Genomic DNA, 17,075 nt, shown 5'->3' with positions numbered 1-17,075 from the left:
GGGCACCCGACCCACCGTGTCCGATCCAGATGCTGAGGCCGGCAGCTGGCCCAGGGACCCGTTCCCCGCAGCGGCGCGGAGCACCCGCCGGAGTGACAGCTGACGCCTACCGACGTGCGGGAGGCCCGGGGTGATCAGCCATGGTCGGCGACGGCCTGGAGCCGGTACCGGTCGAGGACGACGACCCCGCCACGGCGCAGCCTGACCAGGCCCGCTTCACGCAGCTCTCCCAGCAGCTTGGTGGTCGTCGCCCGGGTGGTCCCCACCAGGTCCGCGATCTGCTCGTGGGTCAGCCGGATCTCCGGCCCGCGGTTGGAGAGCACCCCACCCTGCGGAGCGGTCTCGACGAGCTGGCACAGGACGGCCGCCAGCCGCTGGGGAACCGGCTTGAGCACGGTGTCGGCCAGCCGCTGCTCCACCTCGGCCACCCGCCGCCCGAGGCCGCAGATGATCCGGGCGGCGATGCGGCCGTCGGCCAGCAGCATGCTCCGGACGTCGTGCTCGCTCATCAGGCACAAGACGCTGGGCTCGAGGGCCTCGGCGAACCCGTCACCCATGCGCTGGCCGACGAGTTCCATCTCGCCGAAGAGCGCGCCCGGGCCGAGGACTGCCAGCGTCAACCGCCTGCCCTCCGGCGACAACCGGTAGAGGCACACCGACCCGGCCTTCACGATGAACAGCACCGTGCGGGAGTCGTGCGGCGACCACAGCAGCGTGCCGGCCGGCACGGTGCGCATCGGGGCGGCTGCGGCCAGATCCGCCATCTCCTGCGGGCTGAGGTCCGCGAAGATCTCCACCTCGGACAGGCAGAACACCGGGGCGGTCGGCGCCCGTGAACGGTCCGCTGCTCCCACGCTCATGGCACGTCCGTGTCCTGCCCGCCGGCCCTTCCCGACGCGCAGGCTCCGGCCTCTCCTTCCCGCCCGCTCCGGGAGCAACTGTCGCACGACCGGTCGCCGAGAAGTGTGTCCTGGAGCACAGAAGTGCCGGCGTCACGCCCCTACGTTCGAGCCGCGGCGGACCATGGGTGCCCGCCGCGGAGGGAGCCCACGATGCGGACGACGACGAACGAGACGCGCGGAGCGAGTCCGACGACCACAGGTCAGGTCCTCGTGCGGCGGGCAACCGCGGGGCTGGCCGGTGGACTGGCCGGTGGGGTGGTCTTCGGGCTGATGATGCAGGCCGGGGGCATGATCCCGATGGTCGCGGGGCTGGTCGGCAGCGACTCCCCCGCGGTGGGCTGGGTCGTGCACCTGCTGATCTCCGCCTTCTTCGGCATCGCCTTCGCGGTGGTGCTGGGCCCGGTCCTCCGTGGCGTGGTCGGCGCGACGCTGCTCGGCGTGGCCTACGGCGCCGTCCTGTGGGTGGTCGGACCGCTCCTGCTGATGCCGGCTCGCATGGGGATGCCGCTCTTCGTGGTCGACGGCATGACCCTCCAGAGCCTCCTGGGACACCTCGTCTTCGGCCTGGTGCTCGGCGCGGTCGTCGGGGCCATGCTCCGCGACCGGTCCGCGCGGTCGTAGACCGGGCCGTCCGGTGACCGATCCGACGCGGCCGTGGCGGGAGCCGGAGATCGACCACCCGACGCCGGAGCCGGTTCTGCAGGTCTACGTCGCCGGCGGCTGCGGCAGCTGCCGACGGGCCGAGGAGCTCGTCGCGCAACTGCTGCTCCGGCACCCCGGCGCCGCCGTCGAGGTGGTGGACCTGAGCCGGAGCCCGGCGGGGCGGACGCTCCCGGCCGGGCTGGTCGGAACCCCGACGTACACCGTCGACGGCCGGGTGCGCTGGCTGGGCAACCCCTCGCCGGAGGAGCTCCTCGACCTGGTGGAGAGGCGCCACGGATGACCGCCGGCCGGCCGGTGGCCACCGGGTGCCCACGTCGTTCCAGCAGTCGGGCGCCGAGCGAGGGGAGGACGTCATGAGCCGGGACCGACGGGCGCCAGGGCGGTTGATCTGCTTCCTCGCGGCGCTCGCCCTCGTGTCGGCGGGGTGCACCCCGGGCACCGGGAGCAGCCCGGCCTCGCCGGGCGGAGGAACGGTTGCGGACGGTCGGCAGCAGGGGGCTGCCACGGTCCTGGCCCTCTCGGGCACCACGGTGGACGGCGGGAAGCTCGACGCGGCCGAGCTGGCCGCCACGCCGCTCGTGCTCTGGTTCTGGGCGCCCTGGTGCACCGTCTGCCGGGCGGAGGCGCCGGAGGTGGCCGAGGTGGCGGCCGAGTACGCGGGCCGCGTCGAGGTGCTGGGCGTGGCCGGCCGGGGCGACCTCGAGGCCATGCGGGCCTTCGTGGACGAGACCGGCACCGGGGGTTTCCGGCACCTCGTCGACGAGGACGGCAGCCTGTGGCAGCGCTTCGGGGTGATCGCCCAGCCGGCGTTCGTCTTCGTGGCCGGCGACGGCACGACGGAGAGCTTCCTCGGCTCGCTGGGTGGCGACCAACTGCGCGCCATGGTCGAGGAACTGGACCGGGAGTAGACCGTCATGGACCCCGGACTGCTCACCCTGGCCCTGCTGGCTGGAGCGGTGGCTGCCCTCAATCCGTGCGGCTTCGCGCTGCTGCCCGCCTACCTCGGCCTGCTCGTGGCCGCCCCCCAGCGCGACCGCGTGGCAGCCACGGGCAGGGCGGTGCGCTTCGCCCTGGGGATGACCACCGGCTTCGTCCTCGTCTTCGGCACGGTCGGCCTCGTCCTGATGCCCGTGCTGTCCTCGCTGCAGCAGTACCTGCCGGTGCTCACGGTGGTGATCGGCCTCGTGCTCGTCGTCGTCGGGCTGTGGCTGGTGGCCGGCCGGAGCGTGGCCGTGCCGGGGTTGGCCGGTCGCGGCAGACCACCGACGTCGCGGTGGACGACGCAGGTCGGCTTCGGGGTGTCGTTCGCCCTGGCCTCCCTGTCCTGCACGCTGGCGCCCTTCCTGGCCGTGACCGCCGGTTCCCTGCGGGCCGGCGGCCCGCTCGGTGTCGGGCTCACGTTCGTCAGCTACGCGGTCGGCATGGGGACGGTGGTCCTCGCCCTGAGCGTCGCCGTCGCGCTCGCCCGTACGTCCGTCGTCCGTTCGATGCGACGTACCGGGGCGCTGATCAATCGAGGCAGCGGCCTGCTGCTCGTGCTGGCCGGTGGCTACGTCGCCTGGTACGGGTGGTTCGAGATCCGGGTGCTCTCCGGCGGGTCGGCCACCGACCCGGTGGTGTCGGCCGCCGTGCAGGTGCAGGCCGCGCTCAGCCGCTGGGTCGCCGACCTCGGCGCCCCGGGGCTGATCGCCGTCGCTCTGGTCACGGCCGTCGTGCTGCTCTCGCTGCTCCGCCGATCCTGGAGCCGCCGGACCGTGGAGTCCCTCCCGTGAGCCGCCGGACGTCCTTGTTCGCGACGGTGCTGGTGCTGCTCGCTGCCTGCGGCGCACCCGCCGACGTCCGCACGGATGCCGGCGCCGGTACGGGAGCGGGCATCGTGTCTCCGGACTCCGCACTGCTCGAGGAGGTCACCGGCTCCCCGCCGGAGGACGTCCCCTCCGCACTGGAACGCATCGACGACCCCGCACTGCCCGACCCGCTGGTGGACGAGTCGGAGGTGATCAGCGGGGGCCCACCGCCGGACGGGATCCCGCCGATCGACACGCCCCGCTTCGTCCCGGCCGCGGACGTCAACTGGCTGACCCCGGACGAGCCCGTGCTCGCCCCCGCCATCGGGGAGACGGCCCGGGCCTATCCCGTGCGGATCATGATCTGGCACGAGATCGTCAACGACAGCATCGACGGCCGGCCCGTCGTCGTCACGTACTGCCCCCTGTGCAACTCGGCGTTGGCCTTCGACCGTCGGCTCGGCGACCGGGTGCTGACGTTCGGCACCTCGGGCCTGCTCTACCGCTCGGACCTGGTGATGTACGACCGGCAGACCGAGTCGCTGTTCTCCCAGATCGAGGGGCGGGCGATCGCTGGGGTGCTCGCGGGCGCCGAGCTCGAGCGGATCCCCGTGCAGACCGTCACCTGGGCCCAGTGGCAACAGGCCAACCCGGACGGATGGGTGCTCAGCCGGGAGACCGGGGTCTCGCGTGACTACGGCGCCAACCCCTACACCGGCTACGACTCCCCCGACGGGTCCCCGTTCCTCTTCGAGGGGGAGCCCGACCCCCGGCTGCCGGCCATGCAGCGGGTCGCCGGGCTCGGTTCGGCGGAGGACCCGGTCGCGGTGCCGCTGGCCGATGTGGTCGAGGGCGGCGTGGTGGAGCTGATCGTCGGCGGCGGTCCCGTCGTCGTCTGGGCCGTCGAAGGCCTGCGCTCGCCCCTGGACGAACAGCGGGTGCACCAGGGCCGCCCGGTCGGGGCCACCGGGGCGTTCGATCCGGTCGTGGACGGGAACCACCTGCGGTTCAGCCGGGACGGCGACCACTTCGTCGATGCCGGGACCGGTTCCCGGTGGAACGTCCTGGGCCAGGCGGTCGACGGCCCCCTGGCCGGCACCCGGCTGGAGCCGGTGGAGCACCTGGACACCTTCTGGTTCGCCTGGGCCGCCTTCCATCCCGCGACCCGGATCGCGGACCTCGGTTGAGGCCGGTGAGTTGCCCGCTCCGCTGTTGGTCATGGAGCCCGTGCGGAGGGGTGTCGCAGGTGTCTTCGAGTTGACCGATGCCGGGCTGCCCGTGCCCGACGGGATCCGTGCGGCGCTGCGCCGCGAGTGGGTGCGACTGGCACGGCCCGGGACGTGGCGGTCAGGACGCGAGCGGGTGGCCGTGGCGCGGGAGGCGCGGGCTGCGCGCTCGTTCACCGACGCCGACACGGATCTCCCGCCGCTGCTGACCGAGGCCGCGCGCACCACCGGGCGGCCGGGGAATGGCTCGCCACCGCAGGCGTTGGACAGCGGCGACCAGCGTGCTGATGCTGTCCGGCGCCGGCGGAGGAGGTTCGCTCATGGCTGTGCCGCCCGCGGCCGGCACGGGTCTGCGCATGGGCACGCCTCAGGCGCGCTGGGTGCTGCTCGCCACCGTCCTGGGCTCCGGCGTGGCCATGCTGGACGCCACGGTCGTCAACGTGGCCTTGGAGCGGATCGGCGCCGATCTCGACGCCGACTTCGCCGGGCTGCAGTGGACGGTCAACGCCTACACCCTCACCCTGGCCTCGCTCATCCTGCTCGGCGGTTCGCTCAGCGACCGCTACGGCCGCCGCCGGATCTTCGTCGTCGGAGTGTGCTGGTTCGCGCTCGCCTCGCTCCTGTGCGGCTTGGCGCCCGACATCGGCACCCTGGTGGCCGCCCGCGGGTTGCAGGGCGTCGGCGGGGCGCTGCTCACACCGGGCAGCCTGGCCATCATCTCGGCCTCGTTCTCCGGAACCCACCGCGCGGCAGCGGTCGGTGCGTGGTCCGGGCTGGCCGGAGTCGCCGGCGCGATCGGCCCCTTCCTCGGCGGCTGGCTGGTGGAGTGGAGCTGGCGGGCCATCTTCCTCGTCAACCTCCCCCTGGCAGTCCTGGTCGTCGCCGTCGCGGCCCGGCACGTGCCCGAGTCCCGCGACCCGGCGGCCGCCCGGCAACTGGACTGGACCGGTACGGCGCTGGTGGGTGCGGGGCTGGGCGCCCTCACCTACGCCCTCACCGCCGCCGGGGACCCGGCGGCCGGGCGGGAGGTGTGGCTGTCCGGCGCGGCCGGGGTCCTCGCCCTGGTCGCCTTCATCGGGGTCGAGCGGCGGTCGCGGCACCCCCTGGTCCCCCCGGCGCTGTTCGCCGACCGGCAGTTCTCCGCCGCCAACGCCGTCACCCTGTTCGTCTACGCCGCGCTCGGGTCCATGTTCGTGCTGCTGGTCCTGCAGTTGCAGGTGGTCTCCGGGTTCAGCCCGCTGCTGGCCGGCACCGCGCTGCTCCCGGTCACCGTGCTGATGCTGCTGTTCTCCGCCCGCGTCGGGGCGCTGGCCCAGCGGATCGGGCCCCGCGCCCTGCTCACCGCCGGCCCGCTGGTGGCCACCGGGGGCGCGCTGCTGATGCTCCGGATCGGCCCGGGGGCCTCCTACCTGTGCGACGTGCTGCCCGCCGCCGTCGTCTTCGGTGCGGGTCTCACCCTGCTGGTCGCCCCGCTGACAGCCACCGTGCTGGACTCGGCCGAGGACCGTCACGCCGGTGTGGCCTCCGGCGTGAACAACGCGGTGGCGCGTGCCGCCGGGTTGCTCGCGGTGGCCGTCGTCCCGGTCGTCGCCGGTCTGGGCGGGGACGACTACACCGACCCGACGGCCTTCGCCGACGGCTTCCGCACCGCCCTGCTCGTCCTGGCCGGGCTCCTGGCCGCCGGGGCGCTGATCGCCGTGGTCTTCGTCCGGCGCCCGCTGGGCGATGGTGCGCCGGCACCGGCCGATCGGTCCGGGCCCGGGCGGGTGCCACCCCGCACCGAGCCGGTCACCGGCTCCTGACCTCGTCGCCCCCGGCGGGCCGCCTTCCGCACCGCCCAGCCACCGGCCGCATCGGCTACCCGGCGCCACAGCGGCTGCCCATGGCGCTCCAGATGCGCCAACCGGGCCTCCAGGTCGGCCACCCGGGTGGCATCCGGGCCGACCACCCGCGGTCGGGCGGCCAGCGTGGCCAGGCCCTCGGTCAGCCCGGTGACGAGCCCCGCCACGTCGTCGGGAGCGAGCCGCACCGTGCCGACACAGGTCTCGCCGCGCCACAAGCTGAGGTTGACCAGCCCCTGCTCGACGTGCGTGGAGACCCGGACCGCTCGTCCCTCACCACGCGCATCCCACGTCCATCGCCCGTGAACGGGCAGCACAACCGCCGTCATCGCCCCAGGCTGGCCGCGCAGCGGTTCCGGGTCAAGCGGAAGCGGAACGCGGCGGACTCGCCGGTGGCCCGGTCAGTTCAGCGCAGTCGGCAGCCCGAGCGCGGCGAACAGCTCGCAGTCGAGGTTGAGGAAGCTGGAGATGTGGGCGATCCGCCCGTCCTCGATCTCCAGCACGTGCAGGCCCCACGGCACGTGACCACCTCCCTCGGCCGGCCGGTACTGCGCGACCGCCGGCGTCCCGTTGGCCGAGGTCTGGATCAGCCGCGACCCGCGGCAGCCGGCTCCGGGGCCGAGCATCCAGGTGGCCAGGTCGTCCCGGCCCCGCAGCCACATCTCGAACGGCGGCATGTGCTGCGTCGCGTCCTCGTGGAGGAGCCGCACGAACGCGTCGATGTCGTAGCGCTCGAAGGCGTCGAGGTAGCGGGCCAGCAGCGCCCGGTCGTCGTCGTCGAGGGTGCGCGGTGCGGGGCGGCCACCGACCTCGGCGAGCGTGGCCCGCGCCCGCTGCAGCGCGCTGTTCACCGACGCCACCGTGGTTTCGAGCAGCCCGGCGACCTCCTCGGCCTTCCAGCGCAGGACCTCGCGCAGGATCAGCACGGCCCGCTGCTTCGGGGGCAGGTGCTGCAGCGCGGCCACGAACGCCAGCCGCACCGATTCCCGTGCCACTGCCTGGTCGGCCGGGTCGCCGTCCTCCGGGAGGACCTGGCGGTCCAGCACCGGCTCGATCCACGCCGTCGCCGGGCGACGCCCGGCCAGCGACGCCTCGACCGGCGGGTAGGGCGAGCCGGCGAGGTCCATCGGCAGGGCCCGGCGCTGCCGGCCGGACAGCTGGTCGAGGCAGACGTTCGTGGCGATGCGGTAGAGCCAGGACCGCACCGCCGACCGGCCCTCGAAGTCCGCCAGCCCGCGCCAGGCGCGGACCATCGTCTCCTGGACGGCGTCCTCGGCGTCGAACACCGACCCGAGCATCCGGTAGCAGTAGCCGGTCAGCTCGCGGCGGTGCTCGAGCAACCGCGGATCGAGCTGGTCGGTCGGGCCGAGCGCGACACTGGTCACCTGGGGATCCCCTTCCCGGGTCGATGTGCGGTCAGGAGACCACAGTCCACCGACAGAACGGGAGCCCCCGGAGCGGTGGGCTCCGGGGGCTCCCGGTCGGGCGCCCGCATCCGCGGGTCGGTGTCAGCGCGTCACGGCACCAGCGGCTCGCCGTCGCGGACGAGCTACCAGTTCTCGATCGTCCCGCCCCCGTGACTGTCTGCAGGGGACCGGGGATCGACTGTGACGGCGACCACGGAGCCAGCCGTGGGCACGGTGACCGACGGGGCGGGTACGACCGCCCCGCCGCTACTGGTACGTGATCAGCTCCGGGTCGGGTTCCACGTCGGAGATCGTCTGCTCCGGGGTGAGCATCGGGATGTCCTCGTCGTAGAAGTTCTTCCACCCCCACCGCAGGCCCTCGGGTGCATCCCGGCGCAGCGTCGCCCAGGTGCTCTGCTTGGCGCCCTGCCCGCCCTGGCCGTCGGCGTGGACCATGATCGCCAGCTCGTCGCGGCTCATGTCCAGCCGCTCGCGGCCGGGGATCATGTCCAGCCGGAACTGGTGCAGCACCAGCAGCTTCTGCGGCAGCTCGTTCTCCCGCGTCAGGTCGGCCAGCCAGGTCACCACCCGGTTCACCTCCTCGATGTCCACCGAGCCGATCTGCACCAGGTGCACCTCGTTCGGCCCCAGCCGCCACTCGGGGTCGAGCGCGAGCCCGACGTGCGGCAGCTCCAGCAGCGGCCGGTACAGCTCGGCCTGGGTGACGAAGTCGGTGCGCCCGGGCTGGAGGTCCAGGACGACGTACATCCCGGCCTCCCCGGCCGCCTCGACCCAGGGCCGCAGCACCTCGATGTCGGCCTCGTTCGAGTAGTCGCCGTCGGCGCCGGCCGACGACGAGGCGATGGTCGCGATGATCTCGAAGGCCGGCACGACGGTCTCGTCGACCAGCGGTTCGTACGGGGCGGCGTGCGCCCGGGCCCGCTCGATGGCCGCATCCACGGGCTGCTCACCCATCAGCCCCAGGGCGCCGGTGCCGGGGTGCCCGTAGAGGGCGACGAGCAGCCGGCCGGGGAAGAGCACCTGCCCGCCGCCCGGGAGCTCGACGCCGGTGGCGGCCGTCGCGACCTTCCAGTCCAATCCGTCCTCGGCGGCGAAACCCGCTCCGAGCGCGACGACCGCCTCGGGCGACGCCTCCGCCATGGCCTCCACGACGGCCTCGGACGCACGCGGATCGGTCGTCCCCCCGGTCAGCAGCACGCGCGCGCCCGCCGCCCGGGCGGTCGCGATCCCGGCGACCGACTCCGGGACGCCCGTCGCCAGCACCACCGTGTCCTCGAGCGCGTCGGGACGGTCGATCTCCGGCAGGACCTCGTCCGTGGTGCCCGGCTCGGTCTCGTCGGCCTCGGTCTCGGCCTCGGTCTCGGCCTCGGTCTCGGTCTCCGGGGCCCCGGCGTCCGGCTGCAGCGCCACGAGGGCCTCCGCATCGAGGGCCGCCACGGCCCCCGCCTCACCGTCGGCGGGTACCGGTTCACCCGCTGCGAGGTCGGTTCCGATCACGGCGGCGACGGCGTCGGGGTCGGCGTCGACGGTGACCACCACGGGGCCGCTCTCGGGCACCGCACCGGCCGCCTCGCCGACGACGAGGACGGTCTCGGTGCCGAGGCGCTCGAGCTCGGCCGAGACCGCCTCGGACGCAGTCTGATCCGTCACCAGCAGCGGGACGCCGAGCGCCACCGCCGCCGAGGCTCCCAGCAGCATCCCCGGACGGTCGTCGTCGGCCGCGAGGACCGCCACGTCCGCGGCGTCGAACAGCGCCCGGCTGGTGCCGATGGCCGAGCCGACCGGATCCGTGTCGGCGACGACGGTCAGGGCTTCGTCGGGCGCGGAGACCGCGGCCTCGGCGACCGCGGCCTCCTCCGGCTCGTCGGCCTGATCCCCCGCAGGAGAAGAAGTGCAGGCGGCGAGCAGGGTAGCGCTGAGCACGAGCGGGAACGCGCGAGAGCGCACAGGAAGCCTCCGTCGGTCGGGCACGCCGACGGTGCGCGGAGCACGGCGACGACGGCGTCGGAGCGTCCGACCCTAGCGCGGGAAGCCAACCGACCCGGCCGCCGGACACCGCGGCCGCGCGGCGGGGACCATGCGCGCCGAGCTGACGACGGAGCGGCAGCCGGGCCAGCCCGACCAGGAACCGGCCGGCCACCGGGATGGGTCCGCCGCCCACCGGCGCCCGCCTCGACGTCGTGACCGCCACACCCAGCACGACTCCGCCACGCTGGGGCCGGCTCCCGACGAGGACCAGCACCGCCGCGTCTCGGCCACGCCGGCCCACCTCCGGGGCTGAACCCGGGAACTCGTTGGCGCGCTGTCGGACCCGGGCGGTAGACACCACCCGTGGCCGACGACGTCTCCTCCCAGCTGCGCCCGATCACCGTCGACGAGTGGCCGGCTTTCACCCAGGCCATGCACTCGGTCTTCGCCGAGGATCCGCCGGCCGACTTCGCCGATCGCCCCGCGCCGGTCGCCGAGCTGGACCGGTCGCTGGCCCTGTGGGAGGGCGACCGGGTGGTCGCGACCTCGGGGATCTACAGCCGCACGCTCACCGTCCCAGGCGCCGTGGTGCCCTGCGCCGGGATCACCTGGGTCAGCGTCGCGCCGACCCACCGCCGCAGGGGCGTGCTCACCGGGATCATGCGCCGCCAGCTCACCGAGCTGCACGAGCAGCAGCGGGAGCCGGTGGCCGGGCTGTGGGCGGCCGAGTACCCGATCTACGGCCGCTTCGGATACGCGCCGGCGACCGTGGAGGCCCGCTTCTCCGGACGCACCGAGCGACTGCGGCTGCGGCCGGACGTCGACCTGGGCACGGGCCGGGTGGAGCAGGCGACCGCCGAGGAGTACGGCGCCGCCGCGATGGCCGTGCACCGGGCGGTGCACCGGTTCGTGCCGGGGAACATGGCGCGCGACGACCGCTGGTGGAACCGGCAGCTGCGTGACGATCCTTCGCAGCGGAAGGGCGCCACTGCCCGGCGGTACCTGCTGCACCGGGAGGCCGACGGCGCGGTCACCGGGTACGCCGCCTACCGGGTGAAGGACTCCTGGACCGACACCGGCGAACCCGACGGCACGCTGACCGTCGAGGAGGTGCGGGCCACGAGCGCCCCGGCCTACGCGGCGCTCTGGCAGCTGCTGCTGTCGATCGACCTGATGCGCACCGTGAAGTACCCGGCGTCCTCCCCCGACGACCCGCTGCGCTGGCTCGTGACCGACGGTCGCGCGCTGCACAGCAGGCCGGTCGACGGGCTGTGGGTGCGGCTGGTCGACGTCGACCGGGCGCTGGCCACCCGGCGCTACCCGACACCGATCGACCTGGTGCTCGAGGTGCGCGACGCGTTCTGCCCGTGGAACGACGGGCGCTGGCGGCTGTCCGGCCACCCGGCCGGCGGGTACTGCGGCCGCACCGACCGCGACCCCGACATCGTGCTCGGCATCGAGGAGCTGTCGGCGGCCTACCTGGGTGGCTTCTCGCTCGCCACGCTCCAGGCGGCCGGCCGCGTCACCGAGGTCAGCCCCGGAGCGGTCACGCTGGCCAGTGCGGCGTTCGGCTGGCCGGTCACGCCGTGGTGCCCGGACTCGTTCTGACGGGTCAGGGATGCGCGGACCGGGTGGGCAGGCCGCCGGCCGGACGGTGCCGGTCGCGCTCGTAGTCGCTGATGATGCCGATCCGGCGGACGTGCCGCTCGTCCCCGCTGAACGGCGTCCTCAGGAACTCCAGCACCAGCGCCGCGGCCTCCTCGTCGCTGTGCTGGCGGGCCCCGATGGAGACCACGTTGGCGTCGTTGTGCTCACGGGCCAGCTGTGCGGTGGCGGTGTTCCACACCAGCGCGGCGCGGACCCCGGGCACCTTGTTGGCGGCCATCTGCTCGCCGTTGCCCGAGCCCCCGATCACCACGCCCAGCGAGCCGGGCTCGGCGACCGTCCGCTCCCCCACCTCGAAGCAGAACGGCGGGTAGTCGTCCTGGGCGTCGTACTCGAAGGCGCCGCAGTCGACCGGCTCGTGACCGGCATCGGCGAGCACCTGCTTCAGGTGCTCCTTGAACTCCAGGCCGGCGTGGTCGGTGCCGATGAAGACGCGCATGCCGGCGAGTCTGACAGGCTCCCGTCGTGGCGGTCCTGGGGGTCGACGGCTGGCGCGGTCGCTGGGTCGGTGCGGTCCTGGACGGCCGCCGGGTGACCCTGCTCGACCTGGACGACGCAGCCGCCGTCCTCGCCGTGCCCGATGTCGAGGTCGTGGGGATCGACATGCCGATCGGGCTGTCGGACGGCGGGATCCGCGGGTGCGACGTCGCGGCGCGCCGGCGGCTCTCCGGTGCCGGTGCCACGGTGTTCCCGGCGCCGGTGCGGCCCGTGCTCGCCGCGTCGTCCTACGCGGAGGCCCGGAGGCTCGCCGTCGCCGCCTCCGGACGGTCGATCTCCGCGCAGACCTGGAACCTGGTCCCGGCCATCCGGTCCCTGGACGACGCACTGGGCGACCCGCCGACCCACCGGGTGCTCGAGGTGCACCCGGAGCTGGCGTTCCGGGCGCTCGACGATCGGGTGCGCGACCGCAAGGCCCGTCCGCGGGGGCAGGCCCAGCGGATCCGGGCGCTGGCGCCGGTCATGGACGTGCTCGACGCCTTGGCCACCGCTCCGTCACAACTTCCGCTGGTCGACGCGCTGGACGCCTGCGCGGTGGCGTGGTCGGCGCAGCGGATCGCAGCGGGGACCGCCGAGTGCGTGGGTGACGGCGCCCGGGACGCCCGGAGCCGGCCGATGCGGATCAGCTGGTAAGGCCCCGTCCGGAGGCTCGCCGCGAGCCTGCGAGCGGTCCAGTGGCCTCGTCCAGGGCACCGCCCTGGGCTTGCGAAGAATGGGGAGGACGAGGTCCTTTCAGGAACCGGTGACCCGGCGGAGCACCGACAGCGGCAGCACCCGGAGCAGGCCGGCCACCGGGCGCCACGGGAACTCGGGCACGTAGCCGCGCACCGGCTCGCGCTCGATGACCTGGACGAGCGCGTCGACGCCCTTGTCCAGGCCCACGGTGAGCGGCCCGCGACGGCCCACGTTGATGTCGGTCGCGATGTAGCCGGGCAGGATCGAGGAGACCACGATCTGCGCGCCGTAGACATCGGAGCGGATGCCCTCGGCCAGCGCGTTCAGTGCCGCCTTGCTCGCCCCGTAGGCGGTGCGGCTGTCGGGCATGCCACGGACCGAGGCCACCGAGGAGATGAGCACCAGGTGACCCATCCCCTGGCGGCGGAACAACTCCATCGCCGCCTCGCACTGGGCGTGGGAGCCGAGCACGTTGGTGTGCAGGACGGCGCGGTTGCCCGCCGCCCCGCCGGTGCCCACCGAGGCGCCCTTGCCGATGCCGGCGTTGACGATCACCCGGTCGAACCCGCCGAGCCGGTCGGCCAGCTCGGGGAACACGGTGGCCACCGATCCGGCGTCGTCGACGTCCATGGCCGCGACCTCCACCCGCACCCCTGGGTGCGCCGAGCGCAGTTCCGCCTGGAGCGCCTCGAGCCGCTCGACGCGTCGGGCGCACAGGGCGAGCTCGCGGCCCAGGGCGGCGAACCGGCGGGCCATGCCCTCACCCAGGCCGGAGCTGGCCCCGGAGATGAAGATGCGCTGGCGGGTGGGGTGCGGCACGCCGACAGCATGCCGCACGCCGTGGCCCGGCGCGGTCCCGCCGCAGCCCCCTAGTAGCGGTCAGGCCCCGCTGCAGGGCCCCGCCGCGAGCCTGCGAGTGGCGGGGGGCAGCGGGGCCCTTCGAGGGGTCCTCCCTCAGCGGGAGCGGGTGAGCTCCAGGGCGTCGGCCGGGACGGAGTCCATGTCCGGGCCGGAGGTGCGGGTGCGCTTGAGCTCCCAGAAGTCGGGCAGGTTCGCCAGCAGAACCGCGCCGTCGAACGCCTTGCCGGCCTCCTCGCCGGTGGGCACCTTGCTGATGACCGGGCCGAAGAAGGCGACCCCGTCGATGTGCATGACCGGCGTGCCGACGTCGTCGCCGACCGGGTCCATGCCCGCGTGGTGGCTCTTCTCCAGCACCTCGTCGTACTCGGTCGAGGTGGCGGCCTCGGCCAGCGACGCCGGCAGACCCACCCGCTCCAGGGCGGGGGCGATGATGTCCGCCAGCTCGCGGCCCTCGTGGTGCCGCAGCGTGCCCATGGCCGTGTAGAGGTCGCCGAGCACCTCGTCGCCGTGCTGCTGTGCGGCGGCGGTCGCGACGCGGACCGGCCCGATCGCCTGCTTCATCATCTCCAGGTAGTCCTCGGACAGGTCCCGCCCGCGGTTGAGGACGGCGAGGGACATGACGTGCCAGTGCAGGTCGATGTCGCGCACCTTGGCCGCCTCCAGCACCCAGCGGCTGGTCAGCCAGGCCCACGGGCACAGCGGGTCGAACCAGAAGTCCACGCGGGCCTTGGTGGGGGCGCTCTGCACTGCGTCGGTCATGCGTTCTCCTCGTTCCGTGGCCCGGGCTGGGAGCGCCCGGGGCCGTCTCTGCTGGTGGGAAGCCAGCTGGGGGTGGGCTTGTTCCCCGGGGGGTCCTGCGCACGGGCGGGCGGACCGTCGTCCCCGCATGACAAGCTGCCGCTGTGGCCGTACCGAACCTGACCCGCACCGATGCCGCCGCGCGCGCCGAGCTGCTCGCCGTCCAGAGCTACGACATCTCCCTCGACGTCACCGACGGCGCCGGGCATCCCGGCGAGCACACCTTCCGGTCGACGACGACCGTCGAGTTCGCCTGCCGCCGCCCGGGCGCCGACACCTTCGTCGACCTGGTGGCCGAGACCGTGCTCTCGGCGACGCTGAACGGTGCCGAGCTGGACGTGCGCGCCTACACCGAGGACGGCGGGCTGCCGCTGCCCGGGCTGGCGGAGCAGAACACCCTCGTGGTGACGGCGGACTGCCGCTACTCCAACAGCGGCGAGGGGCTGCACCGCTTCCTCGACCCGGTCGACGGCCAGGTGTACCTGTACACCCAGTTCGAGCCGGCGGACGCCAAGCGGATGTTCACCTGCTTCGACCAGCCGGACCTGAAGGCGACGTTCGCCCTGCACGTCACCGCCCCCTTCGACTGGCAGGTCGTCTCCAACACCGGCGGCCGCACCATCGAGGCCGGCGAGGGCGGGTCGCAGCTGGCGCACTTCGAACCCACGAAGCGGATCTCCACCTACCTGGTGGCGCTGATCGCCGGCCCCTACGCCAAGGTCACCGATCTGCACGAGGGCATCCCGCTCGGCCTGTACTGCCGCGCCTCGCTGGCGGAGTTCCTCGACCCCGACGAGATCTTCCGGGTGACCAAGCAGGGCTTCGACTTCTACCACCGGGTGTTCGACTACCCGTACCCGTTCGACAAGTACGACCAGCTCTTCGTCCCGGAGTTCAACGCCGGCGCCATGGAGAACGCCGGGGCCGTGACCTTCCTGGAGGACTACGTCTTCCGGTCGAAGGTCAGCCGGGCGCGCTACGAGCGTCGCGCGGAGACGATCCTGCACGAGCTCGGGCACATGTGGTTCGGCGATCTGGTGACCATGCGCTGGTGGGACGACCTGTGGCTCAACGAGTCGTTCGCCACCTACATCAGCACGCTGGCCCAGGCCGAGGCCACCGAGTACACGACGGCGTGGACGACCTTCGCCAACACCGAGAAGGCGTGGGCGTACGCGCAGGACCAGCTGCCCTCCACCCACCCGATCGCCGCTGACATCCCCGATGTCGCCGCGGTCGAGGTCAATTTCGACGGCATCACCTACGCCAAGGGCGCCTCGGTCCTCAAGCAGCTGGTGGCCTACGTCGGACGCGAGGAGTTCCTCACCGGCGTGCAGCGGTACTTCCGCCGGCACGAGTACGGCAACACCACGCTGGCCGACCTGCTCGGCCCGCTGTCGGAGAGCTCCGGGCGCGACCTGTCCGAGTGGGCCGACCAGTGGCTGCGCACCAGCCAGGTGAACACGCTGCGGCCGGTGTACGAGCTCACCGACGACGGCCGGTACGCCTCCTTCACCATCGAGCAGACGGCGGTCGCCGAGCACCCGGTGCTGCGCAACCACCGGCTGGCCGTCGGCCTCTACAACGAGGGCCCCGACGGGCTGACCCGCGGCCACCGGGTGGAGCTCGACGTCGCCGGAGCCCGCACCAAGGTGCCCGAACTGGTCGGGCACCCGGCCGCGGACCTGGCGCTGGTCAACGACGACGACCTCACCTACGCCAAGCTGCGGCTCGACGAGCGGTCGCTGGCCACGCTGCGCACCCGGATCGGCGCCCTCCCCGACCCGCTCGCCCGCGCGCTGTGCTGGTCGGCGGCGTGGGACATGACCCGCGACGCCGAGCTGCCCGCCCGCGAGTGGGTCCAGCTGGTGCTGGCCGGAATCGGTGCGGAGATCGAGAGCAGCGTTCTCCAGTCACTGCTGGCCCGGGTGCAGACGGCGCTGTCCTCCTACGCCGACCCGGCCTGGGCCCCCACCGGCTGGGCGCAGCTGGCCGACCACGCGCTCGCCGCGCTGGAGGCGGCCCCGGCCGGCAGCGACCAGCAACTGCTGTGGTCGCGCACGCTGGCCAGCGCCGCGCGCTCCGACGAGCACGCCGCCGCGCTGCGCGGCCTGCTCGACGGCTCTCGGGTCGTCGAGGGCCTGCAGGTGGACACCGACGCCCGCTGGGCGTTCCTGCACGGGCTGGTGGCCATCGGTGCCGCCGGTGACGCGGAGATCGACGCCGAGACGGGGCGGGACGCCACCGCGACCGGTATCCGGCGGGCGGCCACGGCACGTGCGCTGCGGCCCTCGGCGCGATCGAAGGAGGCAACCTGGCGGCAGGCCTTCCACGACGAGACCATCCCGAACGCCGTCCACGAGGCTGTGGTGGCCGGCTTCTGGCACCCGGCGCAGCGAGAGCTGACCGCTGGATACGTCGAGCGCTACTTCGCCGAGGTGCGGCCCGTGTGGGAGCGCCGTCCGGGCGAGATCGCCAAGAACACCGTGCAGTACCTGTTCCCGCCGGTGATCGAGCCGCGCACCATCGCGGCCGCCGACGCGTGGCTGGCCGACGCCGAGCAGCCCCCCGCGCTGCGCCGGCTGGTGTTCGAGGGCCGGGACGGCATCGCCCGGGCGCTGCGCGCCCGTGAGCGGGACGCCATGTGATCCGTCGGCCTACCCGGCCGACACCGCGACCAGGTGCCGTCCCCGCCCGCCGCTGAGCCTTACCCGCTCCTCCTCGCGGAGACCTCCGGCTCCCACTCGTCGGAGCGCCTCGCAGG

Annotated in this window: 15 protein-coding genes; 9 read left to right on the top strand and 6 right to left on the bottom strand. The window is 73.9% G+C overall.

Annotated features, from left to right (window positions below; genetic code table 11):
* Nucleotides 1-134 precede the first annotated feature (134 nt).
* Complete coding sequence (locus tag QOZ86_RS09475) at nt 135-860, bottom strand: Crp/Fnr family transcriptional regulator (RefSeq protein ID WP_284491717.1); 726 nt, start codon at nt 858-860, stop codon at nt 135-137.
* Nucleotides 861-1,112: 252 nt separating this feature from the next.
* Here QOZ86_RS09475 and QOZ86_RS09470 point away from each other — a divergent pair, with 252 nt between their 5' ends.
* From QOZ86_RS09470 to QOZ86_RS09445, 6 genes are all read left to right on the top strand, one after another.
* Complete coding sequence (locus QOZ86_RS09470; protein ID WP_284491716.1) at nt 1,113-1,523, top strand: hypothetical protein; 411 nt, start codon at nt 1,113-1,115, stop codon at nt 1,521-1,523.
* Nucleotides 1,524-1,536: 13 nt separating this feature from the next.
* Nucleotides 1,537-1,845 (top strand): glutaredoxin family protein, encoded by a 309-nt coding sequence (locus QOZ86_RS09465; protein WP_284491715.1) that lies wholly within the window; start codon nt 1,537-1,539, stop codon nt 1,843-1,845.
* Between the two features lie 73 nt (nt 1,846-1,918).
* Complete coding sequence (locus tag QOZ86_RS09460) at nt 1,919-2,473, top strand: TlpA family protein disulfide reductase (protein ID WP_284491714.1); 555 nt, start codon at nt 1,919-1,921, stop codon at nt 2,471-2,473.
* Between the two features lie 6 nt (nt 2,474-2,479).
* The gene (locus QOZ86_RS09455) at nt 2,480-3,337 is read left to right on the top strand and encodes a cytochrome c biogenesis CcdA family protein (RefSeq protein WP_284491713.1); all 858 of its coding nucleotides are present in this window, start codon (nt 2,480-2,482) and stop codon (nt 3,335-3,337) included.
* Complete coding sequence (locus tag QOZ86_RS09450) at nt 3,334-4,539, top strand: DUF3179 domain-containing protein (RefSeq protein WP_284491712.1); 1,206 nt, start codon at nt 3,334-3,336, stop codon at nt 4,537-4,539. The genes QOZ86_RS09455 and QOZ86_RS09450 overlap by 4 nt, the downstream gene beginning before the upstream one ends.
* A gap of 359 nt (nt 4,540-4,898) precedes the next feature.
* Nucleotides 4,899-6,380: an MFS transporter gene (locus QOZ86_RS09445; protein ID WP_284491711.1), complete on the top strand. Its 1,482-nt coding sequence runs from the start codon at nt 4,899-4,901 to the stop codon at nt 6,378-6,380.
* Nucleotides 6,381-6,820: 440 nt separating this feature from the next.
* Here the strand turns inward: QOZ86_RS09445 and QOZ86_RS09440 are convergent, their stop codons facing one another.
* The gene (locus tag QOZ86_RS09440; RefSeq protein ID WP_284491710.1) at nt 6,821-7,804 is read right to left on the bottom strand and encodes a sigma-70 family RNA polymerase sigma factor; all 984 of its coding nucleotides are present in this window, start codon (nt 7,802-7,804) and stop codon (nt 6,821-6,823) included.
* Nucleotides 7,805-8,092: 288 nt separating this feature from the next.
* On the bottom strand, nt 8,093-9,769 hold the full coding sequence (locus QOZ86_RS09435; RefSeq protein ID WP_284491709.1) for a hypothetical protein: 1,677 nt from the start codon (nt 9,767-9,769) through the stop codon (nt 8,093-8,095).
* Between the two features lie 408 nt (nt 9,770-10,177).
* Between QOZ86_RS09435 and QOZ86_RS09430 the strand changes: the two genes are divergently transcribed.
* Nucleotides 10,178-11,422 carry a GNAT family N-acetyltransferase gene (locus QOZ86_RS09430; protein ID WP_284491708.1) on the top strand — a complete coding sequence of 415 codons (1,245 nt, stop codon included), beginning with the start codon at nt 10,178-10,180 and terminating at the stop codon, nt 11,420-11,422.
* Between the two features lie 4 nt (nt 11,423-11,426).
* Here the strand turns inward: QOZ86_RS09430 and QOZ86_RS09425 are convergent, their stop codons facing one another.
* Nucleotides 11,427-11,918, bottom strand: a complete 492-nt coding sequence (locus QOZ86_RS09425; RefSeq protein WP_284491707.1) for a ribose-5-phosphate isomerase — start codon at nt 11,916-11,918, stop codon at nt 11,427-11,429.
* 26 nt (nt 11,919-11,944) lie between these two features.
* Here QOZ86_RS09425 and QOZ86_RS09420 point away from each other — a divergent pair, with 26 nt between their 5' ends.
* Complete coding sequence (locus QOZ86_RS09420) at nt 11,945-12,610, top strand: DUF429 domain-containing protein (RefSeq protein ID WP_284491706.1); 666 nt, start codon at nt 11,945-11,947, stop codon at nt 12,608-12,610.
* A 99-nt stretch (nt 12,611-12,709) separates the two neighbouring features.
* Here the strand turns inward: QOZ86_RS09420 and QOZ86_RS09415 are convergent, their stop codons facing one another.
* Together QOZ86_RS09415 and QOZ86_RS09410 are read right to left on the bottom strand one after the other, a co-directional pair.
* Complete coding sequence (locus QOZ86_RS09415) at nt 12,710-13,471, bottom strand: SDR family oxidoreductase (RefSeq protein WP_284491705.1); 762 nt, start codon at nt 13,469-13,471, stop codon at nt 12,710-12,712.
* A gap of 135 nt (nt 13,472-13,606) precedes the next feature.
* Nucleotides 13,607-14,272, bottom strand: a complete 666-nt coding sequence (locus QOZ86_RS09410; protein ID WP_284491704.1) for a mycothiol-dependent nitroreductase Rv2466c family protein — start codon at nt 14,270-14,272, stop codon at nt 13,607-13,609.
* 143 nt (nt 14,273-14,415) lie between these two features.
* On the opposite strand from QOZ86_RS09410, the gene pepN reads away from it, so the two are divergent.
* On the top strand, nt 14,416-16,959 hold the full coding sequence (pepN, locus tag QOZ86_RS09405) for an aminopeptidase N (protein WP_284491703.1): 2,544 nt from the start codon (nt 14,416-14,418) through the stop codon (nt 16,957-16,959).
* The last annotated feature ends 116 nt before the right edge of the window (nt 16,960-17,075 follow it).

The sequence above is a fragment of the Blastococcus capsensis genome (assembly GCF_030165005.1).
Taxonomy (GTDB): Bacteria; Actinomycetota; Actinomycetes; order Mycobacteriales; family Geodermatophilaceae; genus Blastococcus; species Blastococcus capsensis.
The sequence above is the reverse complement of the archived record's forward strand: the minus strand, read 5'-3'. Positions and strand labels throughout refer to the sequence as shown.